The sequence below is a fragment of the Bradyrhizobium sp. 2TAF36 genome (assembly GCF_052114925.1).
Taxonomy (GTDB): Bacteria; Pseudomonadota; Alphaproteobacteria; order Rhizobiales; family Xanthobacteraceae; genus Bradyrhizobium; species Bradyrhizobium barranii.
This window is the reverse complement of record NZ_JBFRFR010000054.1, coordinates 1-25507: the sequence shown is the minus strand read 5'-3', so window position 1 is coordinate 25507 and position 25507 is coordinate 1. Positions and strand designations below refer to the sequence as shown.

At 63.9% G+C, this 25507-nt stretch carries 24 protein-coding genes; 16 read left to right on the top strand and 8 right to left on the bottom strand.

The annotated features are described in order from the left end of the window. Positions 1–7 precede the first annotated feature (7 nt). Genes AB4Z51_RS28455 through AB4Z51_RS28435 form a run of 5 tightly spaced genes read right to left on the bottom strand, consistent with a single transcriptional unit; the run spans position 8 to position 6099 of the window. Entirely contained in the window at positions 8–913 is a 906-nt protein-coding gene (locus tag AB4Z51_RS28455) for an HpcH/HpaI aldolase/citrate lyase family protein (protein WP_135213780.1), read from the bottom strand. Continuing rightward, a complete protein-coding gene (locus AB4Z51_RS28450) occupies positions 910–2172 on the bottom strand; it encodes a CaiB/BaiF CoA transferase family protein (protein WP_441498445.1) in 1263 nt (420 codons plus the stop codon). The genes AB4Z51_RS28455 and AB4Z51_RS28450 overlap by 4 nt, the downstream gene beginning before the upstream one ends. After that, positions 2156–3259 (bottom strand): ABC transporter ATP-binding protein, encoded by a 1104-nt coding sequence (locus AB4Z51_RS28445; protein WP_441498444.1) that lies wholly within the window; start codon positions 3257–3259, stop codon positions 2156–2158. Before AB4Z51_RS28445 ends, AB4Z51_RS28450 begins: the two co-directional genes overlap by 17 nt. Then, a complete protein-coding gene (locus AB4Z51_RS28440) occupies positions 3252–4991 on the bottom strand; it encodes an ABC transporter permease (RefSeq protein ID WP_135213778.1) in 1740 nt (579 codons plus the stop codon). The genes AB4Z51_RS28445 and AB4Z51_RS28440 overlap by 8 nt, the downstream gene beginning before the upstream one ends. After that, positions 4981–6099, bottom strand: a complete 1119-nt coding sequence (locus tag AB4Z51_RS28435; RefSeq protein WP_245344247.1) for an ABC transporter substrate-binding protein — start codon at positions 6097–6099, stop codon at positions 4981–4983. Before AB4Z51_RS28435 ends, AB4Z51_RS28440 begins: the two co-directional genes overlap by 11 nt. 102 nt (positions 6100–6201) lie before the next feature. Here AB4Z51_RS28435 and AB4Z51_RS28430 point away from each other — a divergent pair, with 102 nt between their 5' ends. Then, complete coding sequence (locus tag AB4Z51_RS28430; RefSeq protein ID WP_167767911.1) at positions 6202–6876, top strand: GntR family transcriptional regulator; 675 nt, start codon at positions 6202–6204, stop codon at positions 6874–6876. A gap of 63 nt (positions 6877–6939) precedes the next feature. On the opposite strand, the gene AB4Z51_RS28425 is transcribed toward AB4Z51_RS28430, so the two are convergent. The 3 genes from AB4Z51_RS28425 to AB4Z51_RS28415 form a co-directional block, all read right to left on the bottom strand. Further along, positions 6940–7737, bottom strand: a complete 798-nt coding sequence (locus AB4Z51_RS28425) for a substrate-binding domain-containing protein (RefSeq protein ID WP_167767910.1) — start codon at positions 7735–7737, stop codon at positions 6940–6942. A gap of 15 nt (positions 7738–7752) precedes the next feature. Continuing rightward, on the bottom strand, positions 7753–8229 hold the full coding sequence (gene queF, locus AB4Z51_RS28420) for a preQ(1) synthase (protein ID WP_041960296.1): 477 nt from the start codon (positions 8227–8229) through the stop codon (positions 7753–7755). A gap of 112 nt (positions 8230–8341) precedes the next feature. Further along, positions 8342–9319: a Vgb family protein gene (locus AB4Z51_RS28415; protein ID WP_135213775.1), complete on the bottom strand. Its 978-nt coding sequence runs from the start codon at positions 9317–9319 to the stop codon at positions 8342–8344. Between the two features lie 174 nt (positions 9320–9493). On the opposite strand from AB4Z51_RS28415, the gene eno reads away from it, so the two are divergent. The 15 genes from eno to lpdA all read left to right on the top strand — a co-directional run bounded on the left by eno (position 9494) and on the right by lpdA (position 25263). Beyond that, a complete protein-coding gene (gene eno / locus AB4Z51_RS28410) occupies positions 9494–10777 on the top strand; it encodes a phosphopyruvate hydratase (protein WP_085404746.1) in 1284 nt (427 codons plus the stop codon). A 34-nt stretch (positions 10778–10811) separates the two neighbouring features. Next, the gene (locus AB4Z51_RS28405; RefSeq protein ID WP_085404612.1) at positions 10812–11951 is read left to right on the top strand and encodes a zinc-binding dehydrogenase; all 1140 of its coding nucleotides are present in this window, start codon (positions 10812–10814) and stop codon (positions 11949–11951) included. A 110-nt stretch (positions 11952–12061) separates the two neighbouring features. Then, entirely contained in the window at positions 12062–13057 is a 996-nt protein-coding gene (locus tag AB4Z51_RS28400) for an MBL fold metallo-hydrolase (protein ID WP_135213773.1), read from the top strand. A 190-nt stretch (positions 13058–13247) separates the two neighbouring features. After that, positions 13248–13799, top strand: a complete 552-nt coding sequence (locus AB4Z51_RS28395) for an NADPH-dependent FMN reductase (protein ID WP_135213772.1) — start codon at positions 13248–13250, stop codon at positions 13797–13799. A gap of 172 nt (positions 13800–13971) precedes the next feature. Beyond that, complete coding sequence (locus AB4Z51_RS28390) at positions 13972–14289, top strand: FtsB family cell division protein (RefSeq protein ID WP_028149600.1); 318 nt, start codon at positions 13972–13974, stop codon at positions 14287–14289. A gap of 216 nt (positions 14290–14505) precedes the next feature. Next, positions 14506–15465 (top strand): GAF domain-containing protein, encoded by a 960-nt coding sequence (locus AB4Z51_RS28385; RefSeq protein WP_441498443.1) that lies wholly within the window; start codon positions 14506–14508, stop codon positions 15463–15465. Positions 15466–15621: 156 nt separating this feature from the next. Beyond that, positions 15622–17139: an aldehyde dehydrogenase gene (gene adh, locus AB4Z51_RS28380; protein WP_441498442.1), complete on the top strand. Its 1518-nt coding sequence runs from the start codon at positions 15622–15624 to the stop codon at positions 17137–17139. A 221-nt stretch (positions 17140–17360) separates the two neighbouring features. Further along, on the top strand, positions 17361–18713 hold the full coding sequence (locus AB4Z51_RS28375; protein ID WP_135213769.1) for a glycerophosphodiester phosphodiesterase family protein: 1353 nt from the start codon (positions 17361–17363) through the stop codon (positions 18711–18713). A 254-nt stretch (positions 18714–18967) separates the two neighbouring features. After that, a complete protein-coding gene (gene pdhA, locus AB4Z51_RS28370; protein ID WP_063983080.1) occupies positions 18968–19990 on the top strand; it encodes a pyruvate dehydrogenase (acetyl-transferring) E1 component subunit alpha in 1023 nt (340 codons plus the stop codon). A gap of 29 nt (positions 19991–20019) precedes the next feature. Then, entirely contained in the window at positions 20020–21420 is a 1401-nt protein-coding gene (locus AB4Z51_RS28365) for a pyruvate dehydrogenase complex E1 component subunit beta (RefSeq protein WP_135213768.1), read from the top strand. A gap of 3 nt (positions 21421–21423) precedes the next feature. Next, positions 21424–21726 (top strand): DUF5076 domain-containing protein, encoded by a 303-nt coding sequence (locus AB4Z51_RS28360; protein ID WP_028149595.1) that lies wholly within the window; start codon positions 21424–21426, stop codon positions 21724–21726. 2 nt (positions 21727–21728) lie between these two features. Next, entirely contained in the window at positions 21729–22181 is a 453-nt protein-coding gene (locus tag AB4Z51_RS28355) for a nucleoside deaminase (RefSeq protein WP_014495015.1), read from the top strand. 57 nt (positions 22182–22238) lie between these two features. After that, complete coding sequence (locus AB4Z51_RS28350) at positions 22239–23582, top strand: pyruvate dehydrogenase complex dihydrolipoamide acetyltransferase (protein WP_441498441.1); 1344 nt, start codon at positions 22239–22241, stop codon at positions 23580–23582. Between the two features lie 8 nt (positions 23583–23590). Further along, a complete protein-coding gene (locus AB4Z51_RS28345; RefSeq protein WP_014495017.1) occupies positions 23591–23824 on the top strand; it encodes a hypothetical protein in 234 nt (77 codons plus the stop codon). Positions 23825–23841: 17 nt separating this feature from the next. Next, positions 23842–25263 (top strand): dihydrolipoyl dehydrogenase, encoded by a 1422-nt coding sequence (gene lpdA, locus AB4Z51_RS28340; RefSeq protein WP_354077762.1) that lies wholly within the window; start codon positions 23842–23844, stop codon positions 25261–25263. The last annotated feature ends 244 nt before the right edge of the window (positions 25264–25507 follow it).

The following is a 25507-nucleotide window of genomic DNA, read 5'->3' as shown; positions in this document are numbered from 1 at the left end:
GGCACAATCAACGAGGGCGATGCGCGCGGGCGGCGATTGCTTGCGCGCGTTCGAGCAGCGCTTCGGCGCGCTGCACGATCGGAATATCAATCATCTTGCCGTCGATGGCGAAGGATGCGCGGCCCTCGGCAGCCGCCTGCTTGTTGAGCGCAACGACGCGCTCGGCGTCCGCTACCTCCTTGGCGGAGGGGCTGAAACCCTCGTTCAGGATCGGCACCAGCGACGGATGGATACAGGCAGAGCCCACGAAGCCAAAGTCCGCAGAGCGCCTGACGATCCTTGTGTATCCTTCCAGATCGGAGAAATCGGCGACTGAGCCGATGGTGCCGAGCGGCATGATGCCGGCGGCGCGGGCTGCCTGCACGACCTGTTGCTTCGGCATCAACAGGGTTTCTTCCGTCGGCTTGGCGCCGATGGCGGTGGCATAATCTTCCGCACCCAGTGAAATGCCGGCCAGCCGCGGGATCGATCGCGCGATCTCGTGAGCCCTAGAGAGAGGACCGGGCGCCTCGATCAGGCCGACAAACCAGATATTGCCGATGGGCAATCCGCGCTCGATCTCCAGTCTGGTCACCATCTCGTCGAGCAGGCGCAGATGCTCGGCGCCTTCGACCTTGGTGATCTTGATCGCGTCCACGCCGGCGATGACAGCCGCTTCCAGATCGGGCACCGCCAATTCGAGCGGCTGGTTGATCCGCACCATGACATCCGAACTTCCGGTGTCGCGAAAGCGCTTCACGATGCCCGGGATCAGCTTTCGAGCGTTGGCCTTTTCAGCCAGCGGCACGCTGTCCTCGAGATCGATGATCAGCGCGTCCGCGCCGCGCTCGACGGCCTTGACCACGAACCGCTCGACGTTCGCGGGTACGAACAGCGCAGAGCGCCAGACCGGGAATTTTCGTTCAACTGTCATGTGCTGGTTTCCTTCACAACGCCCGAGGCGAGGGCGGCATCGATGTCGTCAGGGCTGAGGCCGGCTTCGGCCAGGATGGTGCGGCTGTGCTGCCCGAGGCGTGGCGCAGGCGTCCGGATGCTTCCGGGCGTCTCGGACAGGCGAACCGGGACGGCGTGCATCGGGAACGTTCCCATGTCCTCGTCGGGATAGTCGGCCAGCAGTCCCCGGGCCTGCACGTGGCGATCGTTCATCAAGCGGACGGTGTCGTTGACCGGACCGATCGTGACCTCGGCCGCCTCGAAGAAGGCGACGTTGTCGTCGACCGTTCGTGTCGCGATGAAATCGCCGATGATCTTGTCGAGTTCGGCGACATGGACGAGCCTCTGCTCGTTGGTCTTGAACTTTGGATCCTCGCAGAGCTCCGGGCGGCCGATCGAACGCAGCACCCGCATCGCCATGCCTTGCGTGGATGCCGACAGGCAAACCCAGCCGCCATCGAGCGTGCGGTAGACATTGCGCGGTACCGAGCCGCTCGAGCGGCTCCCGCTGCGCGGTTTGACCACGCCGGTCAAACGGTAATTTGCCGCCTGAGGCCCGAGCGAGTTGACGATCGGGTCGAGCAGCGGCAGGTCGATCACCTGTCCCTTTCCGCCGTTGATCTCGACCTCCCGAAGGGCCGCCATCGCGGCGAACGCTCCGGTGAGACCGGACAGGGCATCGGCCAGATACATAGGCGGCAATACCGGCTCTCGATCGGGGAAGCCGTTCATCTCGGCGAAGCCCGAAAAGCCTTCCACCAATGTCCCGAAGCCGGGCCGGCGATGATAGGGGCCGGTCTGCCCCCATCCCGATATGCGAACGATCACAAGCTTGGGCTCCAGCCGCAGCAGTTCCTCCGGCGAGAGCCCCATCTGCTCGAGCGTGCCGGGACGGAAACTCTCGACCAGCATCGCGGCGCCGGGAATCATCTTGCGGATCAGCGGCACCGCTTCGTCGTGACGGAATTCCAGGCAGATGCTGCGCTTGTTGCGCGAATGGATCTTCCAGTTGGTTTCGACACCCTTGGTGYGCCAGCCGCGCAGCGTATCGCCTTCGCGCGGCTCGACCTTGATAACGTCGGCGCCGAAGTCGGCGAGATGCTGGGTGAGCAGATTGCCTGCGACCAGCCTCGAGAGGTCGATGACGCGGAGCCCTGTCAGCGGGCCGCGGACACCGGGGGTGTAGTCGGCCTGATGCAGTCCGCTTTCGGGAGAGGTGGCGTCAGTGGGATTTGCCATGGTTCCGTTCTGTAAACAGGATGCCGCCGGTGACAGGCAGCCACAGGCGCAACTGGCGGTCAGTCATTGCCTCCTGGGTTTCGATGCGGATCTGATTTCCGCCGACGCTCAATCCGATTTGCCATCGGCCGCCAACATAGGAATGGCTGACCACGTCGGCTTCAACGATCGAACCTCCGATCGCCTGATCGTTGGCCGCCGCCAGGCGCATCTGCTCGGGGCGATAGGCAAACGTGACCTTGTCGCCCAGGGATGGACGTTTGTCGGACTTGATCAGAACGCGCTGACCATCGGCGAGACTGACCAGTGTCTGTCCATCGCCGTCGGGCGCCCCGACCACGTCGCCGTTGAGGAAATTGGTCGTTCCGATGAAGTCGGCGACGRAACTGTCTGCCGGCCGCGTGTAGATCTCTTGGGGCGAGCCGATCTGGCTGATGCGGCCGCCATTCATGACCACGATGCGGTCGGACAGAGCCAGCGCTTCGACCTGGTCGTGTGTCACGTAGATCGTCGTCAGGCCGAGGCGCGTGCGCAGTTCGGCAAGCCAGGTCCGGGCGCGATCGCGCAGCTTTGCGTCGAGATTCGACAGGGGCTCGTCGAGCAGGAGGATTTCGGGCTGGTAGACCAACGTTCGCGCGAGCGCGACACGCTGCTGCTGGCCGCCCGAGAGCTGATGCGGATAGCGGTCCTGAAAGCGCTCCATCTCGACGAGAGCGAGACTCTCCTCGACGCGGCGCTTGCAGTCGGCGGTCGATACCTTGCGCAGCTTGAGCGGAAACACGACGTTGTCATAGACCGTCATGTGTGGCCACAAAGCGTAGCTCTGGAACACGAGCCCGCAATGGCGCGCTTCCGGCGGCAGGAAGATTCCCTTTTCTCTGTCGAAATAGGTCTTGTTGCCGACGCGGATGCGTCCGCTCGTCGGCTGATCCWGTCCGGCAATGGCGCCGAGCGTTGTTGACTTGCCGCACCCTGRCGGCCCCAGCAGCGTGACGAACTCGCCATCGGCAACGTGGATGTTGACGTCGTCGATCGCTTTGACCGGTCCGTACCGCTTGTGCAGGTTCTCGATCAGCAACTCAGCCATAAAGCTTCACTCCGAGAAAAGCGCGCGCCGCCGTGACACAGACGCCGATCACCAGGATCTGGATGGTCGCCAGCGCGGACACCAGACCGACCTCGCCCTGCGTCCATGCCTGGAGCAGCGTGGTCCCGATCACTTCGCTGCCGGGAGCGAACAGGAAGATCGCGGTCGTGTATTCCTTGAAGAACGTGATGAAGAGGATGATGAAGCAGGCTACCAGCGCCGGGCGCAGCAAGGGCAAAACGATGCGCCGGCTCGTCGTCCACCAGTCCGCGCCCTGCGTACGGGCGGCGCGATCGAAATCCGGGCTCATCTGCAACAACATCGGAGCAACCGCACCGAGCCCCACAGGAATGAAGTGCATCGTGAAGGCGGCAACCAGAATCCAGATCGTGTTTCGGAGGCCGCCCAGGCCAGGCACGAGCGCAAACGCGTAGAAGAAACCGATGCCGGCGACGACGCCGGGCACGGCACGGGGAAACAGCGCGACGTAGTGTAGCGCGCCACGCCAGCGGAAGTCGGACCGCAGCACGATGATGGCGATCAGGGCGACCATCGCAGTGGCGACGACGCCACCGACCGAACTGACGATCAGCGAGTTCCAGATCGAACGCGGGTAGACCGGGTATTCGAGCATGTTGGCGAAGTTGCCGAGCGTCAGCACCTCGCTGATCGGCACCATCGGCGACAGCAGGCTCGTGAAGGCGCGCAGCAGCAGCGCGCCGATCGGCATCACGACAGTTGCGGTGATGTAGATCGCCGAGACGATGCAAAGCGGCCAGCGCAGGTTGTTCAGGCGGAAAGGGCGCGGTCGCGTGGCCTTGCCGCCGAGCGTGACGAAGCGCCTTGTATTGCCGAGCAGGCGTCCTTGTAGCCACACCAACACGCAGACGACGGCAAGCATCAGCACGGCAGCCGTTGCCACCAGCCCGTGATCGGGGCGGGCCGACGCCACGCCGTTGTTGTAGAGGAACGTGGTCAGCACAGTGATGCCGGCGGGATCTCCGAACACCAGCGGAATCGCGAGGAGCTCCAGTCCCACAGTGAAGTTCAGCACGGCACTATAGGCGATCGCCGGCATGAGGAGCGGCAGCGTGATCCGCCACAAGGTCCTCAAGGTGCCGGCGCCGGTCACGCGCGCGGCTTCCTCCAAAGTCGGATCGGTGATCGAGGCCGACGACATGCAGTAGATGTAGGCGACCGGTGCTTGCGAGACGCCCGCGATCATCGCCATGCCCGGCAGCGAGTAGAGATTCCAGGGCGCGCCGTCGAAGATCGACTGAACCAGAAGCGTGAGGTAGCCGGCCGGTCCGTAGATTGTGTACCAGCCGAACGACAGTACCAGCGCCGAGAGATAGATCGGCCACAGGAAGAGCTCGCCAAACAACCGCGCAAACGGCATGTCGGTGCGGCCGAACAGCACCGCCGCCAGCGTGCCCAGCGTCTGCGAAATCACGGTGGTGAGGGTGGCGAACACGAACGTGTTCCAGATGACGAGCGCGAAGCCGTCGGTGCGAAGCAGGCGCCCGAAATTGCCCAGCGTCAGTTGCTGGCCGGAATCGTAGAGCGCACGATCCAGGAAGGATTGATAGAGAACGGGCAGGAGAGGCGCTGCGATCAGGACAATTGTCAGCAGCGCCATTCCGTACTGGATGACGGTATCGCGGCCGGGCAGCGGCTTCGGCAAGGCGTCCGCGGCCGATGACCCCAGTGCGCTGCTTGCGTCAAGCGACATTGAAGGTCTTTTTCCAGCGCGCGAGGAAGCTGTCGTAGTCCCGCACCGCGTCCCGATCGTAGCCGATGTAGCAGATGTTCTGCTCGCCGACGGCTTCCACGATCGACGAGTAGGTGTGGCGGATTCCGTCGCCCGGCTTCACACCGGGGCGTGCCGGCGTCAGGCCGCCCCGTCCGAATGCGCGCTGACCGTCCTCCGAGACGACGTAGTCGAGCATCAGTTTTGCTGCGTTGACGTTCTTCGATCCCTTCGGAATCGCGATGCCACGCAGCACGACCGGCTGACCGTCTCCGATGAAGCTCCAGCCGAGGATCTTTGCCCGCGCCGGATCGTTCAGGCGCGGCCAGAAGGTGATGGCCGAAACGAAGAAGCCCATGGTGTATTCGCCGGAGGTGACCTTCTCGGTCATTGGGCCGCCGGAGCGCTCGAATCGGGGCGAGAGCTTTGCAAGTTGGGCGAACCAGTCCCAGGCCTTTTCGCCGTGCTGCTTCACGAACGCGTAGCTGATGCCGTAGCCGAAAGTTGTTTGATGCACGCCGTAGCTGGTGATGCGGTTGCGCCAGGTCTTCTCGTTTGCGACCGCAAGCTCGACGAACTCGGCAAGTGTCTTGGGACGCTTGCCGTCGGCCACCAGCGTGTTGTTCCAGATCAGCGCCATGGGGTCGGACGAGACGGTGTAGACGCCGGGAAACGGCTTTGACCAATCCGGCCAGGCCTTCGCTTCAGGCGATAGGTAGTCGAGGACTTCACCGCGCTCCTGGAAATCGATCCATCCGCCCGGATCGGCCGTCGCGATGAGGTCGCAGGTGCGGCTGTTGGTGCTCCGCTCGGCCAGATATCGCTCGAAGCTCTCGCGGGAGGCGGGGAGATCCAGGGTCTCGACCTTGATCTTCGGGTAGAGCTTGTTGAAGCCCTCGATCACGGGACGCCAGTTTTCCGGCGACATAATCGAGTAAATGAGGAGGCTGCCCTCGTTATGGGCGTCGTCGATGATCTTCTGATAGTTCTCGGGATACCCGTTCGGCGCCGCCTGGGCCGTGCCCCGGAGTCCCATCGTGGCGCCGAGAACCGACATCACCATTAAGCTTCTACGATCGATGCCCGACATCTACTGTTCCTCCGGCCGCCGCGATTTGTTATGCACATTTATTGGCGCCAATTTGTGCGCAATAGTTGCCGTGAGTCAAGCGCTCCAAAAAGGGAAGCAGCCATGAAAGTACGGAAGGAGCAGAAGAGGCTGTTGGCGGCGGAAATCGGTGCCGCCATCCTGCAAGGCGACTACCGGCCAGGCGAATGGTTGCGCCAGATCGACCTGGAAGAAGCCTTCGCTGCCAAACGGTTTGACGTCCGGAGTGCGCTGACCCAGCTTGCCGCAAGCGGGATGGTGACGCATGTCGAAAATCGTGGATACCGGGTCGCGCAACCCGACTTGAACGTCGTTCGCGAGATATTGGCGATCCGCACGCTGCTCGAAGTTGAAGCGGCAAGGCAGGCGCTACCGAATATCGGCCCCGACGAACTCAAGAAGATCAAGCAGGCTCAGCAAATCTTCGAAGATGCTGTGGCGCGCGGCAGCAAGGCGGATCAGGCAAATACCAACGCAGCCTTTCACGACGAGATCTATCGTCATGCAGCGAACCAATCGCTCGCCAGCCTCATCGTGGAAATCAGAAATCGCGCCAGACCAGGGCCGATTGCTTTGTGGCCCTCGAACGCCGAGCTGCAGAGAAGTGCTGCACACCATGTCGAGATCGTCGATGCGATCGAGTCTCGCGATCTCGCCGCGCTCGTTGCAGCAGTGCGACGACACATCGTCGAATCCGGCGCCAACTATCCGGCGCGCGATCTCGGTCCGGTCAAGAAGACCTCAGCAGCCTCCGATTGACTAAGAGTGGCGAAGCCAATCTGTTGAGGGCGTATCAGGAGCAGCGCCTGGAGAAGGCCTGCCTCAATTCGCGCTCCCCGCCGGGATCGGCTCCATCCCGCTTGCGATGATCGCTTCGCGCGCGGCGGGCGAGGCGAGGAATTTTATGAGGGCACGGCCGGCTTCGGGCTCCTTCGAACCGGCCGCGACCCCGGCCGAGAAGATCGTGATCTTCTGCAATTCGTTCGGCAGCGGTCCGACGATGTCGATGCCCTTCACGGGCTTCAGCTCGCTGATCTGCTGGAAGCCGAGCTCGGCCTCGCCGTGCGCGACGATCTCGCCGACCGGCGTTGCCGGAATCTTTCGTGCCTTGTCCCTCATGACGTCGGCGATGCCGAGCTTGTCAAACATCTCGGTCGAAACGTAGACGCCGCTGGCGCTGTCGGAATAGGCGATCGTCTTCGCCGCCAGCAGCGCGCGCTTGACCGCCTCCACCGAGCCGATGTCCGGCTTCGGCGCACCCGATTTCACGGCAACGCCGATCGGCGATCTGGTGAGGTCGACCTGGCTGCCGGCCACGACCTTGCCCTTGCCGGCGAGGTCAGTGAGGGCATAGCCCACCATGATCAGGACATCGGCGGGTTCGCCGCGCTCCAGCCGGACCGGGATCGCATTGGTGGTCGTCCCCATCGACGGCCCATATTCCGTCAGCACTTTGTTGCCGGTGGCCTTCTCGAATTCCGGCACGAGCGCCTTGTAGGCAGCCGTCAATCCGCCCGAGATCATCACATGGACCTCGGCAGCTTCGGCCGCGCCGGTCAGCCACAGGACGGTTAGAACGCCGAAGGCAATGTTGCGGAATGTTGCTGATATCGATGTCATCGTCATTCTCTCCAACTAACCCCGTCCGCGATACGGCGCGACGCCTTGCTCCGGCACCCACAATCCCTTCGGCACGCGGCCGGTCTGCCAGAACACGTCGATCGGGATGCCGCCGCGCGGATACCAGTAGCCGCCGATGCGCAAGAACTTCGGCTTGATCTCGCTCGCGATGCGCTTGCCGATCATGACGGTGCAATCCTCGTGGAATGCGCCGTGATTGCGGAAGCTCGCGATGTAGAGCTTGAGCGACTTCGACTCCAGCAGCCAAGGGCCGGGCGCGTAGTCGATCATCAGATGCGCGAAATCCGGTTGTCCCGTGACGGGGCAAAGCGAGGTGAATTCCGGCACGGTGAAGCGCACCAGATAGTCCGTGCCCTTTTGCGGATTGGGCACGCGGTCGAGCTGGGCTTCTTCCGGTGTGTGCGGCCACTCGACCGCGCGGCCGAGCTGGAGGGATTTCTTCGCCATCGTCGTCACATCCTGTTCGAGCATGATCCGGAAAAGTGGGCACCGGTTTTCCGAAAGATCATGCTCAACTAAAAAACCGGAGCGCGATAAGATCGCGCTCCAGAGGGTGCCGGGATGGACGCAAATGTCGCCGTCGTCAACCAGCCGCGATCGTCTGGATCATGACGATCCGGTCGTTGCCGGACTCGCAGCCCCAGAGCTCGCCCGGGCGGCCGTCGAGCTGGCGCACATTGGCATTGGCCTTGTCGCTGGCGAAAACGTTGAACCGCTCGGTCGTGGGATCGAAGCGGACGATGGCATTGGCGGAGAAATCGGTCAGCCAGACCTTGTCCTTGTCGTCGACATAGACGGCATAGGTGCGAGGGCGATCGCCCGGCAGCTTCCAGGTTTTCCAGGAGCCGTTGGCGGGATCGTGCACCGAGACGTGACCGCTGTTCCACTCGCTGACCCAGATCCGGCTTTGCGAATCTGACCAGACCCGCCGCGACCCCTGGCTCGGCGTCGGCGGCTCGACAATGGCGGCATTGCCGGTCGCACGATCAATCCTCGCGATATGGCTCCCAGCCAGCGAGGCGTACCAGACCTCACCCTTGGGCGTCACCGCGATGCCGTAGGGTCCAACACCCTTGGGCGCCCTGAACACGTCCATCTCGCCCGATCCCGGCTTGAGCCGGCCGTAATAGCCGGACTGGCCGGTGAACCAGTAGGTACCGTCCTTGTCGAACACGCCGGTGTTGAGATTGGCGGAGGCGAATTTTTCGGGCAGGCGGAACAGCGTGACCTTGAGATCGCCGGGATCGACCCGGGCGATCGCGTTCTGGCCGCCCTCGGTGATCCAGGGGGCACCGTCGGGGCCGATCGTCACGCCGTGCGGTGCGGCGCCCTGGCCGAGGCTGACTGTCTTGAAACTGCCATCCCGGGGGTCGAGCCTGCCCAGCATGCCCTTGCCCTGCGCCGTGAACCAGACTGTGCCGTCGCGAGCGGGGGCGAGGTCGTGCAGGCCGATGCCGGCGCTGATGGGGAAATATTTTGTCCGGAACAGGCCCTCCTGCGCAAAACTTGGGCGGACGGCGAGGAGGGCAGCGCTCGAGGCAAGAAACTGGCGGCGGTTCATGGCGTTACCCCGACTGTTTCAGATTGAGGTTGGACGCGCAGAGCAGGCGACTTCAAGGATAGTCCGAGCCTGCTCACGCGTCAGTCGAAGCACGCCGTCCAAGCGTTCACATTTGCTTGCGGCCCGTGTAAGACCCCCGGCACCGATCAGCCCTAACGAACGGAAGTGCACATCATGACCGCCATCATCGACATCATCGGCCGCGAAATTCTCGACAGCCGTGGCAATCCCACCGTCGAGGTCGACGTCGTGCTGGAAGATGGTGCGCTCGGCCGTGCCGCGGTGCCGTCCGGCGCCTCCACCGGCGCCCATGAGGCGGTGGAACTGCGCGATGGCGACAAGGCCCGCTATCTCGGCAAGGGCGTCACCAAGGCGGTCGGCGCCGTCAATGGCGAGATCTTCGAGGCCCTGAGCGGCCTCGATGCCGAGCAGCAGGCCCAGATCGACCAGATCATGATCGACCTCGACGGCACGCCGAACAAGAGCCGGCTGGGCGCCAATGCCATCCTCGGCGTCTCGCTTGCCTGCGCCAAGGCTGCCGCAAACTCGCTCGACATGCCGCTCTATCGTTACGTCGGCGGCACCTCGGCGCGTCTGTTGCCGGTGCCGATGATGAACATCATCAATGGCGGCGTGCATGCCGACAATCCGATCGACTTCCAGGAGTTCATGATCCTTCCCGTCGGCGCGTCGTCCTTTGCCGAGGGCCTGCGCTACGGCGCGGAGGTGTTCCACACCCTGAAGTCGGAATTGAAGAAGGCCGGCCACAACACCAATGTCGGCGACGAGGGCGGTTTCGCCCCGAACCTGCCGTCGGCGGACGCCGCGCTCGAATTCGTCATGAACGCGATCGGCAAGGCCGGCTACAAGGCCGGCACCGACATCGTGATCGGCCTCGACTGCGCCTCGACCGAGTTCTTCAAGGACGGCAAATACGTCTATGAAGGCGAGGGCAAGACCCGCTCGATCTCCGAGCAGGCCAAGTACCTCGCAGACCTGGTGTCGCGCTATCCGATCGTGACCATCGAGGACGGCATGTCGGAAGACGACATGGACGGCTGGAAGGAGCTCACCGACCTCATCGGCAAGAAGTGCCAGCTCGTCGGCGACGATCTCTTCGTCACCAACGTCAAGCGCCTGGCCGAAGGCATCAAGGCCGGCCGCGCCAATTCGATCCTGATCAAGGTCAACCAGATCGGTACGCTGACCGAGACGCTCGCTGCCGTCGAGATGGCGCACAAGGCCGGCTATACCTCGGTGATGTCGCACCGCTCCGGCGAGACCGAGGATTCCACCATCGCCGACCTCGCGGTCGCCACCAATTGCGGGCAGATCAAGACCGGCTCCCTTGCGCGTTCGGACCGCACCGCCAAATACAATCAGCTCCTGCGCATCGAGCAACAGCTCGGCAAGCAGGCGCTCTACGGCGGCAAGGCGGCATTGAAGGCGCTGGCATAAGCCGGCGCTCCAGCTAGGACAGGGGAGGATCGACATGAGCGACGGCAAGACCGGACTGCAACTGCGTTCGCTGATCAAGAAGAGCGGTGAACTGGAAATCTCGCTCGTCGACGTGCCGACTCCCGAGCCCGCCGCGGACGAGGTCGTCGTCCGCGTCGAGGCGGCGCCGATCAACCCGTCCGACCTCGGCCTTCTCGTCGGCGCGGCCGATATGAGCACGGCGAAGGCGTCCGGCAGCAAGGACGCTCCCGTCATCACCGCGAAGGTGCCGGAGGGCGCGATGCGGGCGATGGCCGGCCGGCTCGACGAAGCCATGCCGGTCGGTAACGAAGGCGCGGGCGTCGTCATCAAGACCGGCTCGTCGGATGCCGCGAAGGCATTGATGGGCAAGACCGTCGCCATGATCGGCGGCGCGATGTACGCGCAGTACCGCACGCTGAAAGTGCGCGAGTGCCTGCCGCTGCCGGCGGGCACCACGCCGGCTGAAGGCGCCTCCTGCTTCGTCAATCCGCTCACGGCGCTCGGCATGACCGAGACCATGCGGCGCGAGGGGCACAAGGCGCTGGTGCACACCGCGGCCGCCTCCAATCTCGGCCAGATGCTGAACAAGATCTGCATCAAGGACGGCATTCCGCTGGTCAACATCGTGCGCAGCAAGGAGCAGGCCGACATCCTGCACAAGATCGGCGCCAAATACGTCGTCGATTCCACCGCACCGAGCTTCCTCGGCGATCTCACCAATGCGCTGGTCGAGACCGGCGCCACCATCGCCTTCGATGCCATCGGCGGCGGCAAGCTGGCCGGCGACATCCTCAACTGCATGGAAGCTGCGATCAACAAGACCGCCAAGGAATACAGCCGCTACGGCTCCAACGTGCACAAGCAGGTCTACGTCTACGGCGCGCTCGATATCCGCCCGATCGAGCTGCCGCGCGGCTTCGGCATGGCCTGGGGCGTCGGCGGCTGGCTGCTGTTTCCGTTCCTGATGAAGATCGGGCAGGCGGACGGAGCCAGGCTGCGCCAGCGCGTCGTCGACGAATTGAAGACGACCTTCGCCAGCCACTACACCAAGGTGGTGTCGCTTCAGGAGGCGCTCGATCCCGCCAACATCGCGGTCTACGCCAAACGGGCCACCGGCGAAAAATTCCTCATCAACCCAAATAAATCTTCGTGATGTGCCACGGCACACCATCCAAAGAAGGACTTGCCTTCTGAGCGAAGCGGGGGAACATTTGCGCCGCAATTGAAAGCGGGGCAACCGCAAGCAAAGAAGGGGACACTTCCATGACTGATCTGAATCGCCGCGACCTGCTCGCGGGCGCTGCCGCTATGGGCGCGGCGGCCGTAACCGGACTTGGACCGACCACCGCCAGTGCCTCGGTGCCGCAAAGCGGGGCACAGGCGCCCGGCTTCTATCGCTACAAGGTCGGCAGCTACGAGTGCACCTCGATCAACGACGGCGCGCGCACCTTCCCGATGCCGGACAAGTTCGTCGTCAACCTGCCGAAGGAGGAAGCGCTGGCCGCGGGCGAGGCGGCGTACATGCCGAAGGGCATGGTCACGGTGCCGTTCAATCCGCAGCTCATCAACACCGGCTCGAAGCTGGTCCTGATCGACACCGGCAACGGTGTTGCCAATCTCGAGCCGAGCAAGGGCGCGGTCGGCCGTACGCTGCAGAACCTCGCCGCTGCCGGCGTCGACCCGAAGCACATCGACGTCGTGCTGCTGTCGCATCTCCATCCTGATCACACCAACGGTATTCGTCTGGCCGACGGCGCGCTCGCGTTCCCGAATGCGGAGATCATGGTGCCGGCGAAGGATTGGGAGTTCTGGGCGAGCGACGAGAACGCGGCCAAGGCGCCGAACGACATGACGAAGAACTACTTCGCCAACGTGAAGAAGACCTTTGCCGGCCTCGAATCCAAGGTCACGAAATACGAGTGGGGCAAGGAGGTCGCGCCGGGCATCACCTCGATCGCGACGCCCGGCCATACGCCGGGTCATACCTCGTTCGCGGTGGCCTCCGGCGACAAGAAGGTGCTGATCCAGTCTGACGTCACCAACATTCCGGAGTTCTTCCTGCGCAATCCGGATTGGCACGTGGCGTTCGACAACGACGGCGCGATGGCGCAGGCGACGCGCCACAAATTCTACGACATGGCGGCAGCCGAGAAGGCGACCGTGATCGGCTTCCACTTCACCTTCCCCTCGGTGGGGCATGTCGAGAAGGACGGCGCGAAATACCGCCTGATCCCGTCGGCCTGGAATCCGACGATCTGAACCGAGCCAGGGGTTTGCGAGAAACGTCAGGCCGCCTTCGGGCGGCCTGATTGTTTTTGGATCGTAGCGACCATCTGCTTTCGAGAAACTCAGCGTTTCCAAACAAAACCGGTTCATGCACTTGCATCCATCGACCCGGATCGCTTAAGTGCCGCCCCGGAACTTCCGCTCAAGCCCCCAAGGACAATCCATGGCCTACAACATCGTCGTGATCGCCGGCAGCCTGCGCAAGGACAGCTTCTCGCTGAAGGTCGCCAACGCGCTCGCAAAGCTCGCGCCGGCCTCGCTCAAGCTCGAGGTCATCACGCTGGCAGGCATCTCGTTCTTCAACCAGGACCTCGAGGGCGCGCCGCCCGCGGACTGGCTGGCCTTCCGCGAGAAGCTGCAGAAGTCGGACGGCGTCATTTTCGTCACCCCCGAATACAACCGCGCCATCCCGGGTGTGCTGAAGAACGCCATCGACGTCGCCTCGCGCCCCTACGGCAAGAGCTCGTTCAACGGCAAGCCGGTCGGCATCATCTCGAACTCGCCGGGCCCGCTCGGCGGCGTCAGCGCCGCCAAGACGCTGCAGAACATCCTGCCGGGCATTGCCGGACCGATCCTGCAGCAGCCGGAGATCTATCTGAACGCGGTCGGCGATGCCTTCGATGCGGAGGGGAACCTGACCAAGGAATCTCTGAAGCCCGTCCTCCAGGCCTATATCGACGCGTTTGCTGCGCACGTGGCCAAACACCACGGCTGACGTCTTTCTTCGTCATGGCCGGGCTTGTCCCGGCCATCCACGTCTTGGCTCGTGGTGACGAAAAACGTGGATGCCCGGCACAAGGCCGAGCATGACGGCTGGGGGTAGGGACTGGAACGCGAAGGGGGAAGCGATTAGCACTCCCTTAACCAACCTGCCGCATCTTCCCAAGATGGTCTCCCGCGCGCGCCTGAAATCGATCCTGACCGGCCTTGCCCTCTATGCGATGGCGGCCGCTATCGTCGGCTATTTCGGCGTCAACGCCTACACCGGCAAATACGGCCTCAACGCCCGTCAGGAACTCGACCAGGAGATCATCGCGCTGACGAGCGAGCTGGCCCAGCTCAAGCGCGAGCGCGCGAAGAGCGAGCAGCGGGTGTCGCTGCTGCGGACGTCGCGGATCGATCCTGACATGCTGGACGAGCGGGCGCGCTATCAGCTCGACTATGTCAATCCACACGATCTCGTTCGGATGATCCCGGCGAAGTAGCGTTTGCCGCTGCATTCGAAACCGGCATCGAAAGCCGCTGCCGAAATCCGACAATCGTGTAGCAATTCTACCGAAAGTCTTAGGCTTGGAACCGGGCTGCCGCCTTGACGGCAACGCAGCAACGGCCCCATGGCTTCTGCCGCCGTCTGCCTGAGTTGACGCAGATCAACCGGGCCATGCCGGCGCAGCCTAGACTGCCACCCGGAGGAAACAGTGATGAATGGGCCAATGTCCCGGCATCACGCGGCCCGCGTCGAGGCCGCCATTGCGTCAGGCCAGGCCGCGCGCTCCGCGCTGGTGGCCTCATGGCGCCGTTCGTCCCGATTGCATCATCTCGATCCCGCCGGTCGTAGCGCGCCGATGCGGCTGAGCGATGTCGAGTTGCGGCAGGCGCGCGAGCGCGTCGCGCCGCTGCTCGCCGCCGCGCAAGGCGCGATGGACCGGCTCTATCAGGCGGTCGGCGCGAGCGGCTGCTGCGTGCTGCTCGCCGACGGCGCGGGCGTGCCGGTCGACCGCCGCGGCACAGCGGTGGACGATGCGACGTTCCAATCCTGGGGCCTGTGGACCGGCGCGCTCTGGAGCGAGGATCATGAAGGCACCAACGGCATCGGCACCTGCGTCGTCGAGCAGCGCCCGCTGACGATCGACCGCGACCAGCATTTCTTCACCCGCAACACGCTTCTGAGCTGCACCGCCGTTCCGATCTACGACCACGAGGCGGCGTTTGCGGGCGTGCTCGACGTCTCCTCCTGCCGCGCCGACCGGACCGATACGTTTTCCAATCTGATCGCGCTCGCGGCAGGTGAGGCGGCGAGGCGCATCGAGGCCGATCTGTTTCGCCGCGCCTTCGCCCATGCCCGCATTGTGCTGACGCAAGGCGCGGACGGCCAGGCCGGCGGCCTCGTCGCGGTCGATGCAGATGATCTCGTGATCGGCGCGACCCGGTCCGCGCGGGTGGGACTCGGGATTGCGCCCGGCCGTCCCTTGCAGCCGGTGCCCGCGGCTAACCTCCTCGGCGGCGAACCCGCGCATGACCATCTTGCCGGCGGCCAGCGCGCGGTGTTGCAGCGGGCGCTGCTGCGCGCGGACGGCAATGTTTCGGCCGCCGCCAAGGCCCTCGGCATCAGCCGTGCCACGCTGCACAGGAAGCTCAAGCGGTTCGAGCTGAAGCACTGAGGGCCCTTGCCTTGCCCACGACTGTCGCAGAACTGCGACAGGTTACCCCGGCCATCGCTGACGCCCGGGCTGACAGGAAAACGCTCCCGCGACATCGTTGGCGCAAGTCGTGAACACGCGACGAATTGCGCAAACAGCAAACATCGGGAGTGATCAATGAACAAGGTGGAATTCCTCGGCGTCACCCAGGTTCCGTTCGCCGAACGCTATGACAATTTCATCGGCGGCAAATTCGTCGCGCCAATCTCCGGCAAGTACTTTGACAACGCCTCGCCGGTGAACGGCCAGATCGTCTGCAAGATCGCGCGTTCCGATGCGCAGGATGTCGAGGCCGCCCTCGATGCGGCGCACGCCGCCAAGGCCGCCTGGGGACGCACCAGCGTCGCCGAGCGCGCCGCGATCCTGAACCGGATCGCCGACCGGATGGAAGAGAATCTGGAGCGCCTTGCGGTTGCGGAGACCTGGGACAACGGTAAGCCGATCCGCGAGACCCGCGCTGCCGACCTGCCACTCGCGATCGATCATTTTCGCTATTTCGCCGGCGTGGTGCGCGCACAGGAAGGCTCGATCGGCGAGATCGACCACGACACCATCGCCTATCATTTCCACGAACCGCTCGGCGTGGTCGGCCAGATCATCCCCTGGAACTTCCCGCTGCTGATGGCATGCTGGAAGCTCGCGCCGGCGCTTGCCGCCGGCAATTGCGTCGTGCTCAAGCCGGCCGAGCAGACGCCGGCCTCGATCATGGTCTGGGCCGAGATCATCGGCGATCTCCTGCCGCCCGGTGTCCTCAACATCGTCAACGGCTTTGGCCTCGAGGCCGGCAAGCCGCTCGCCTCCAGCCCGCGGATCGCGAAAATCGCCTTCACCGGCGAGACCTCCACGGGCCGGCTGATCATGCAATATGCCAGCCAGAACCTGATCCCGGTCACGCTGGAGCTCGGCGGCAAGTCGCCGAACATCTTCTTCAACGACGTCACCGCCGAGGACGACGACTTCTTCGACAAGGCGATCGAAGGCTTTGTGATGTTCGCGCTGAACCAGGGCGAGGTCTGCACCTGTCCGAGCCGGGCGCTGGTCCACGCCGATATCTATGACCGCTTCATGGAGCGGGCGCTGAAGCGCGTCGCCGCGATCAAGCAGGGCGACCCGCGTGCGGCCGACACCATGATCGGCGCGCAGGCATCTAGCGAAAAGCTCGCCAAGATCCTCTCCTATATCGACATCGGCAAGCAGGAGGGCGCCAAGGTGCTGGCCGGCGGCGGTCGTGCCGAGCTCGGCGGCGATCTTTCCGGCGGCTTCTACGTCCAGCCGACGGTGTTCGAGGGCCACAACAAGATGCGAATCTTCCAGGAGGAGATCTTTGGTCCCGTCGTCTCGGTCACGACCTTCAAGACCGATGACGAAGCGCTCGCGATCGCCAACGACACGCTCTATGGCCTGGGAGCCGGCGTCTGGAGTCGCGATGCCAACCGCTGCTACCGCTTCGGCCGGGCCATCCAGGCCGGACGGGTCTGGACCAACTGCTACCATGCGTATCCTGCGCATGCCGCGTTCGGCGGCTACAAGCAGTCGGGCGTCGGTCGCGAGACCCACAAGATGATGCTCGATCACTACCAGCAGACCAAGAATCTGCTGGTCAGCTACAGCCCGAAGAAGCTTGGCTTCTTCTGATCGGGCAAGATCTGATTGGGCAAGATCTGATGGGGCAAGATCTGATCGGGCAGGAGAGGGCGGCGCAATCTTGCGCTGCCCTCTCCGTCGTCATCCGTCTGTCAGAGTCTTGAGACAAGACGACAGAGCCGACCGTATCCGGTTCGGCGCCCGCGGCATTCGAAGCGATGCCGGGCAAAGACGGAGGCTTGGTGATGCGGAACAGTCGTTCAGGACGGACAATGGGTGTCGCAGCGATGCTGTTCGGCGCGGCGGTGCTGCCGCTGTCGATGGCCTTTGCACAGTCCGGCGCGGCGCCAGCTGGCGCCAAGCCCTTCCTGACCGTCGATGGAAAGGCGCCACTGGTCCTTGGACATCGCGGCCTGCCGGGCCTGGTACCTGAAGAGACCGAGGCGTCGTACGACCTCGCCGCGGCGCTCGGGACCGATGCGCTCGAAGAGGATTTGCACCTGACCAAGGATTGCGTTCTGGTCGTGCGTCATAACCCCTGGCTGAGCGACAACACCAACATTGCCGAGGTGGCGAAGACCAATGCGGCCGTCGCCGCCCGCAAGCGAACCGTGCCCGGTGTGCGCGTCAAGGCCCCGTCGGCCACCGGCGTGCCTGCCGACTACCTGACGGATCTGAGCGATCCGGCCGATCCCAAATCGGTGCTGAAGTCGCTGATCGTCGACGGCGAGGATCATACCAACGACTGGTCGATCAGCGATTTCACCATGGCCGAGCTGAAGCAATGGATCGGCGGCACCACCTATGACGCGGCCAACGAGCGGCCGAAAGTCTTCAACGGCAAGCTCCCGATCATCAGCTTCCAGGACGTCATCGACATCGCCAAGGTCAAGAGCAAGGAGACCGGGCGGTCCATCCTCGTCTATCCCGAAACCAAGAACCCGACCTGGAACAATGCCCAGGCGATCGCCAATGGCTGCGGCGCGGCCGGCAGCCGTCCGCTCGAGGATGCCCTGATCAAGATCATCAGGGATAACGGCCTCAACACCAAGGACGCTCCCATCCTGGTCCAGAGCTTCGAACCCGGCAGCCTGAAATATATGCGCAGCCACGGCCTCCAGACGCGGCAGGTCCAACTCGTCGACGGCAACGGAATCGACTTCAAAACCGGCAAGGTTCTCCTCAACAACATCACGAATTCGCGCCCGTTCGACTGGACGGTTGCAGGCGATGCGCGCCTGTACGATGCGATGCTGACGGCCGAGGGGCTTGCCGAGATCAAGACCTACGCCGACGGCATCGGCCCGTGGAAGGCCTATATCGTTCCGCTCAAGATCGCGCCGTGGAAGGACGCAAATGCCGACGGCACGCCCTACAAGGGATCGACGCCGGAGGCTTCGACCCAGGACGCGACCAGCCTTGTCGCGGACGCGCACAAGCTCGGTCTTTTCGTGCATGTCTTCACGTTTCGGAACGAGAAGAAATATCTTGCCGCCGACTATCGCGGCGACCCGAGCCTTGAATATCTCAAATTCTACCGGCTCGGCGTCGATGGGGTCTTCAGCGACTTCACGCACACCGGCGTTGCCGCCCGTGCGGCGTATTTGCGCGAGTTGGGCTGGTAAGGCTGGCACGGCGAATCGGACGCGCGTGGGATTTCGGATACAAAACGGCGCGTCCGATTTCTCTGCGTTGGCTGCCCACGTTCCCTTCGCTGACCGGTGAGCTAAAGTTGCCCGATCGGCGGCAAAGGTTTTGCAAAGTTTCGGCCACGTTGCAGTGCGGCATAATGAAAGTCGCGCCATGCCGCCGCGGTCCTTTCCAAGGGCGTTTGACTTGGGTTAGAGAGGGCTGAAGTTTTCTCTGACCCGGAATTCCCATGGCCGCACCCAAGAAAGCCGCCGCAAGCACTCCACAGGACAAGACCGACGGCGGTTCGCCCCCGGAATTCACCAGAGAGCAGGAGCTCAAAGCGCTCCGCGACATGCTCCTGATCCGGCGGTTCGAGGAAAAGGCCGGCCAGCTCTACGGCATGGGCGCGATCGGCGGCTTCTGCCACCTCTATATCGGCCAGGAAGCCGTGGTGGTCGGCATGCAGATGGCCCTGAAGCAGGGCGATCAGGTCATCACCGGCTATCGCGATCACGGTCATATGCTTGCCACCGGCATGGAGGCCAACGGCGTCATGGCCGAGCTCACCGGCCGGCGCGGTGGCTATTCCAAGGGCAAGGGCGGCTCCATGCACATGTTCAGCAAGGAGAAGCACTTCTACGGCGGCCACGGCATCGTCGGCGCCCAGGTCTCGCTCGGCACGGGTCTGGCCTTCGCCAACCACTATCGTGGTAACGACAATGTCAGCGTCACCTATTTCGGCGACGGCGCGGCCAACCAGGGCCAGGTCTATGAGAGCTTCAACATGGCGGAGCTCTGGAAGCTGCCGGTGATCTACGTCATCGAGAACAACCGCTACGCCATGGGCACCTCGGTGTCGCGCGCTTCGGCGCAGCAGGATTTCTCCAAGCGCGGTGCGTCCTTCAACATCCCCGGGATGCAGGTCGACGGCATGGACGTCCGCGCCGTGAAGGCCGCGGGCGAGGAGGCGGCGGCCTGGTGCCGTGCCGGCAAGGGCCCCTTCATCCTGGAGATGCAGACCTACCGCTATCGCGGCCACTCGATGTCCGACCCCGCAAAGTACAGAACGCGCGAAGAGGTCGAAAAAGTCCGCCACGACCAGGACCCGATCGAGCAGGTGCGCAACCGCCTGCTCGCGGCCAAGGTGAGCGAGGCCGATCTCAAGGCGATCGACGCCGAGGTCCGCGACATCGTCAATGCGTCCGCCGACTTCGCCCAGCATGATCCCGAGCCGGATGCCGCCGAGCTCTGGACCGACATTTATCGCTGAACGCGCGCAAGCTTTCTTTTGGAGTCGATATGCCAATTCAAGTGCTGATGCCCGCGTTGTCGCCCACGATGGAGAAGGGCAACCTTGCCAAGTGGCTGAAGAAAGAGGGCGAGACGATCAAGTCCGGCGACGTCATCGCCGAGATCGAGACCGACAAGGCGACCATGGAGGTCGAGGCGACCGATGAAGGTACGCTCGGCAAGATCCTGATCCCCGAGGGCACCGCCGACGTTGCCGTCAACACGCCGATCGCGACCATCCTCGCCGATGGCGAGACGGCCGCCGATCTCGCCAAGGCGCCGGCCGCGCCCGCGCCGAGCGTCGCGCAGGAAGTCGCCGAATCCCGCTCGCCGGTCGGCGAAGGCAAGCCGATGATCTCGGCGCCGAAGGCTGCGGCTGCCCCTCAGGTCGTTGCCGAGCCCGATCCGGAAGTGCCCGCCGGCACCGCGATGGTGACGCAGACTATCCGCGAGGCGTTGCGCGATGCCATGGCCGAAGAAATGCGCCGCGACGCCGACGTCTTCGTGATGGGCGAGGAAGTCGCTGAATATCAGGGCGCCTACAAGGTGACCCAGGGCCTGTTGCAGGAATTTGGCGCCAAGCGCGTCATCGACACGCCGATCACCGAGCACGGCTTTGCCGGCATCGGCGTCGGCGCTGCCATGACCGGGCTGAAGCCGATCGTCGAGTTCATGACCTTCAACTTCGCCATGCAGGCGATCGACCAGATCATCAACTCAGCGGCCAAGACGCTCTACATGTCCGGCGGTCAGATGGGCTGCTCGATCGTGTTCCGCGGCCCGAACGGCGCCGCCGCGCGCGTCGCCGCCCAGCACAGCCAGGACTACTCGTCCTGGTATTCCAACGTCCCGGGTCTCAAGGTGGTCGCGCCGTTCTCCGCAGCGGACTACAAGGGCCTGCTCAAGGCCGCGATCCGCGATCCCAATCCGGTGATCTTCCTCGAGAACGAGGTGCTCTACGGCCATACCGGCGAAGTGCCGAAGCTCGATGACTTCGTGATCCCGATCGGCAAGGCCCGCATCGTGCGTTCGGGCAGCCATGTCACCATCATCTCCTGGTCGAACGGCATGACCTATGCGCTGAAAGCCGCCGACGAGCTCTCCAAGGACGGTATCGAGGCCGAGGTGATCGACCTGCGCACGCTGCGGCCGATGGATACCGAGACCATCGTCAACTCGGTCAAGAAGACCGGTCGTGCGGTCACGGTGGAAGAGGGCTGGGCGCAGAGCGGCGTCGGCGCCGAGATCGCCGCGCGCATCATGGAGAACGCCTTCGACTATCTCGATGCGCCGGTTGCGCGCGTCTCCGGCAAGGACGTCCCGATGCCCTATGCCGCGAACCTGGAGAAGCTCGCGCTGCCGTCGGCAGCCGAAGTGGTCGAGGCCGCCAAAGCCGTCTGCTACAGGTAAACCATGGCGGGCCCGAAGGAGCAGCCATTGCCACCCGACGTCCTCGCCCGCGACGATGCGGTCGAGATCCTGCGCGTATTCGTGCTGGACGGCGGGCTGTCGATGGCGTTCCAGCGCGCCTTCGAGGAGCCCGATATGTGGGGCCTCCTGCTCGTCGATCTCGCCCGTCACGCGGCGCGCGCCTATGCGCGCGAGAGCGAATACACCGAGGAGGATGCGCTGAGCCGGATCCTCGAGATGTTCCAGGCGGAGATTGAACGGCCAACCGATACGGGCACGACGACACCGCGCGGGAAGGGGCACTGATCGTGGCGATCGAAGCCCATCATTTCGATTTCATGCTGGAGGCGATCCGCGAGGCGGAGGCCTCGATCGCGCAGGGCGGCCTGCCGATCGGCGCCGTGCTGACGCGCGGCAACGAGATCATCGCCCGCGGCCACAACAACCGTGTGCAGGAAAAGAACGTCATCCTCCACGGCGAGATGAGCTGCCTGCGCGAGGCCGGCGTGATCTCGTTCCACGACACCGTCATGTACACCACACTGTCGCCATGCTCGATGTGCGCCGGCGCACTCGCTCTGTTCAAGGTGAAGCTGGTGGTGATCGGAGAATCCGTCACCTTCCCGGGCTCCAAGGACATCCTCGACAAGTTCGGCATCCCCTGGATCGACCTTGCCGACGACCGCTCCATCACCATGATGAAGAATTGGCGTTCCATCCCTGCCAACGAGCGCCTGTGGCAGGGCGACATCGGCAACTAAACCTGGTCGTCTTCGCTGTCGGAGACGACGTATTGCAAAGTTCTTCTTGAGGTCAGCATGCCCATCAACATCCTGATGCCCGCTCTCTCGCCGACAATGGAGAAGGGCAACCTCGCCAAGTGGCTGAAGAAGGAAGGCGACAAGGTCAAATCCGGCGACGTCATCGCCGAGATCGAGACCGACAAGGCGACCATGGAGGTCGAGGCGATCGACGAAGGCACGATCGCCAAGATCCTCGTGCCCGAGGGCACGCAGGACGTCCCGGTCAACGACGTGATCGCCGTGCTCGCCGGCGAGGGCGAGGACGTGAAGGCGGCTGGTGCCGCCAAGCCCAGTGCCTCGGCCGCACCTCCGAAAGCTGCTGAAGCGCCCACCGCCGCGCCGGCTCCCGCAGCCGCGCCCAAGGCTGCGCCGCCTGCCGCCGCACCGGCGCCGCAGGCCGCAGTTCCGGCCGCGCAGAGCAACGGCCATGGCGGCCGCGTGTTCTCATCGCCGCTGGCGCGCCGTCTCGCCAAGGATGCAGGCATCGACGTGTCGATGGTGACGGGCACCGGCCCGCGCGGCCGCGTGGTGGCGCGTGACGTCGAGCAGGCCAAGTCCGGCAAGGGTCTGAAGGCGCCTGCCGCTGCGCCGTCCGGCGCGCCCTCGAGCGCACCGACCATGTCGGACAAGCAGATCCTGTCGCTGTTCGRGCCCGGCTCCTACGAGATCGTGCCGCATGACGGCATGCGCCGCACGATCGCGCAGCGCCTGACCGCGTCGATCCAGAACGTCCCGCACTTCTACCTCACCATCGACTGCGACATCGGCAAGCTGCTCGCCGCGCGCGAGGAGATCAATGCGGCTGCTCCCAAGGACAAGGAGAAGAAGCCGCTCTACAAGATCTCGGTCAACGACTTCGTGATCAAGGCGATGGCCGTTGCGCTCCAGAGGATCCCGAACTGCAACGTCAGCTGGACTGAAAGCGGCATGGTCAAGCACCACCATTCCGACGTCGGTGTTGCCGTGGCGATGCCCGGTGGCCTGATCACGCCGATCATCCGCAAGGCAGAGACCAAGACGCTCTCCACCATCTCCAACGAGATGAAGGATTTTGCCGCGCGCGCCCGCTCGCGCAAGCTGAAGCCGGAGGAATACCAGGGCGGCACCACCGCGGTCTCCAACCTCGGCATGTTCGGCATCAGCCACTTCACCGCCGTGATCAACCCGCCGCATGCAACCATTCTCGCGGTCGGCACCAGCGAGGAGCGGCCGGTCGTCCGCGGCGGCAAGATCGAGATCGCGCACATGATGAGCGTGACCTTGTCCTGTGATCACCGCGCCATCGACGGCGCGCTTGGCGCCGAGCTGATCGGCGCGTTCAAGCAGCTGATCGAAAATCCCGTCATGATGATGGTCTGAGATGGCGCATGACGACGCGCTGGCCCTGGATCTCGATGCTGGTCTCGCTGATCCTCACGCTCAGCCCGCTCGGCCGCGACATCGTTGACTCCGCCTTCTTCGCCGGCGAGGCGCTGTCGCGCAACATCTGGGCGCCGATCGCGCTCACCATCTTCGCCGTCATGGCGGCCGCCATTCTCTCGGAATGGCTGATCAGAACCTACATCCGCAATCGCCGCGCCCGCGGCGCAACGACCGCTTGAGTTGAACGGGAGCCACCATGGCCGACACATCCTTCGACGTCATCATCATCGGCTCTGGTCCCGGCGGCTATGTCACCGCGATCCGCGCTGCCCAGCTCGGCTTCAAGGTCGCGATCGTCGAGAAGTCCTATCTTGGCGGCATCTGCCTGAACTGGGGCTGCATCCCGACCAAGGCGCTGCTGCGCTCCGCCGAGATCTACCACTACATGCAGCACGCCAAGGATTACGGCCTGTCGGCRGAAAAGGTCTCGTTCGACCCGAAGGCGGTGGTGCAGCGTTCGCGCGGCGTCTCGAAGCGGCTGAACGACGGCGTCGGCTTCCTGATGAAGAAGAACAAGGTCAGCGTGATCTGGGGCGCGGCCTCCATCGACGCGCCCGGCAAGGTCACGGTGAAGAAGTCCGACGTCGAGGGCCCCAAGGGAGCGCTGGGCGAGGGGGCTTACCTGGCCAAGCACATCATTATTGCAACCGGTGCGCGGCCGCGCGTGCTGCCGGGGCTCGAGCCCGACAAGAAGCTGATCTGGACCTATTTCGAAGCGATGGTCCCGGAGAAGATGCCGAAGTCGCTGCTGGTCGTCGGCTCCGGCGCGATCGGCATCGAGTTCGCCTCGTTCTTCCACACCATGGGCTCCGACGTCACCGTGGTCGAGGTGCTGCCGCAGATCCTGCCCGTCGAGGACGCCGAGATCGCCGGCCTGGCCCGCAAGCGTCTGGAAAAGCAGGGCATCAAGATCATGTCCTCGACCAAGGTCACGAAGCTGGAGAAGAAGACCGACAGCGTCGTCGCCACCATCGACGATGGCAAGGGCAAGCCCGTCACCACCGAGTTCGAGCGCGTGATCTCGGCGGTCGGCGTCGTCGGTAATATCGAGAATCTCGGCCTGGAAAAGCTCGGTGTGAAGACTGACCGGGGCTGTATCGTCATCGATGGCTACGGCAAGACCAACGTCCCCGGCATCTACGCCATCGGCGACGTCGCCGGTCCCCCGATGCTGGCGCACAAGGCCGAGCATGAAGGCGTGATCTGCGTCGAGGCCATCAAGGGCCTGCATCCGCATCCCATGGACAAGAACCTGATCCCGGGCTGCACCTATTGCCAGCCGCAGGTCGCCTCCGTCGGCCTCACCGAAGCCAAGGCGAAGGAAAGCGGCCGAGAGATCCGCGTCGGCCGTTTCCCGTTCGTCGGCAACGGCAAGGCGATTGCGCTGGGCGAGGATCAGGGCCTGGTCAAGGTGATCTTCGACAAGAAGACTGGTCAGCTCCTCGGCGCCCATATGGTCGGTGCTGAAGTCACCGAGCTGATCCAGGGCTACGTCGTCGCGATGAACCTGGAGACGACCGAAGAAGAGCTGATGCACACGGTGTTCCCGCATCCGACCCTGTCGGAGATGATGAAGGAAGCTGTGCTCGATGCGTATGGAAGGGTTTTGAATATTTGATGGGCGCCATCGCCGCCCGCCGCTGTCATTGCGAGCGCAGCGAAGCAATCCAGACGGCCTCTGCGGAAAGATTCTGGATTGCTTCGCTGCGCTCGCAATGACGAGCAGAGAGCCGTTTGCAAAATAAGAAGGAAACCAACCCATGCACGATAACGACAACCTGACCATCGAACGCCCGACCTTCGTCACGCACCTGGAATGCGCGATGGAGGGCGATCATTACGCCGCCGACCAGGTCCACAAT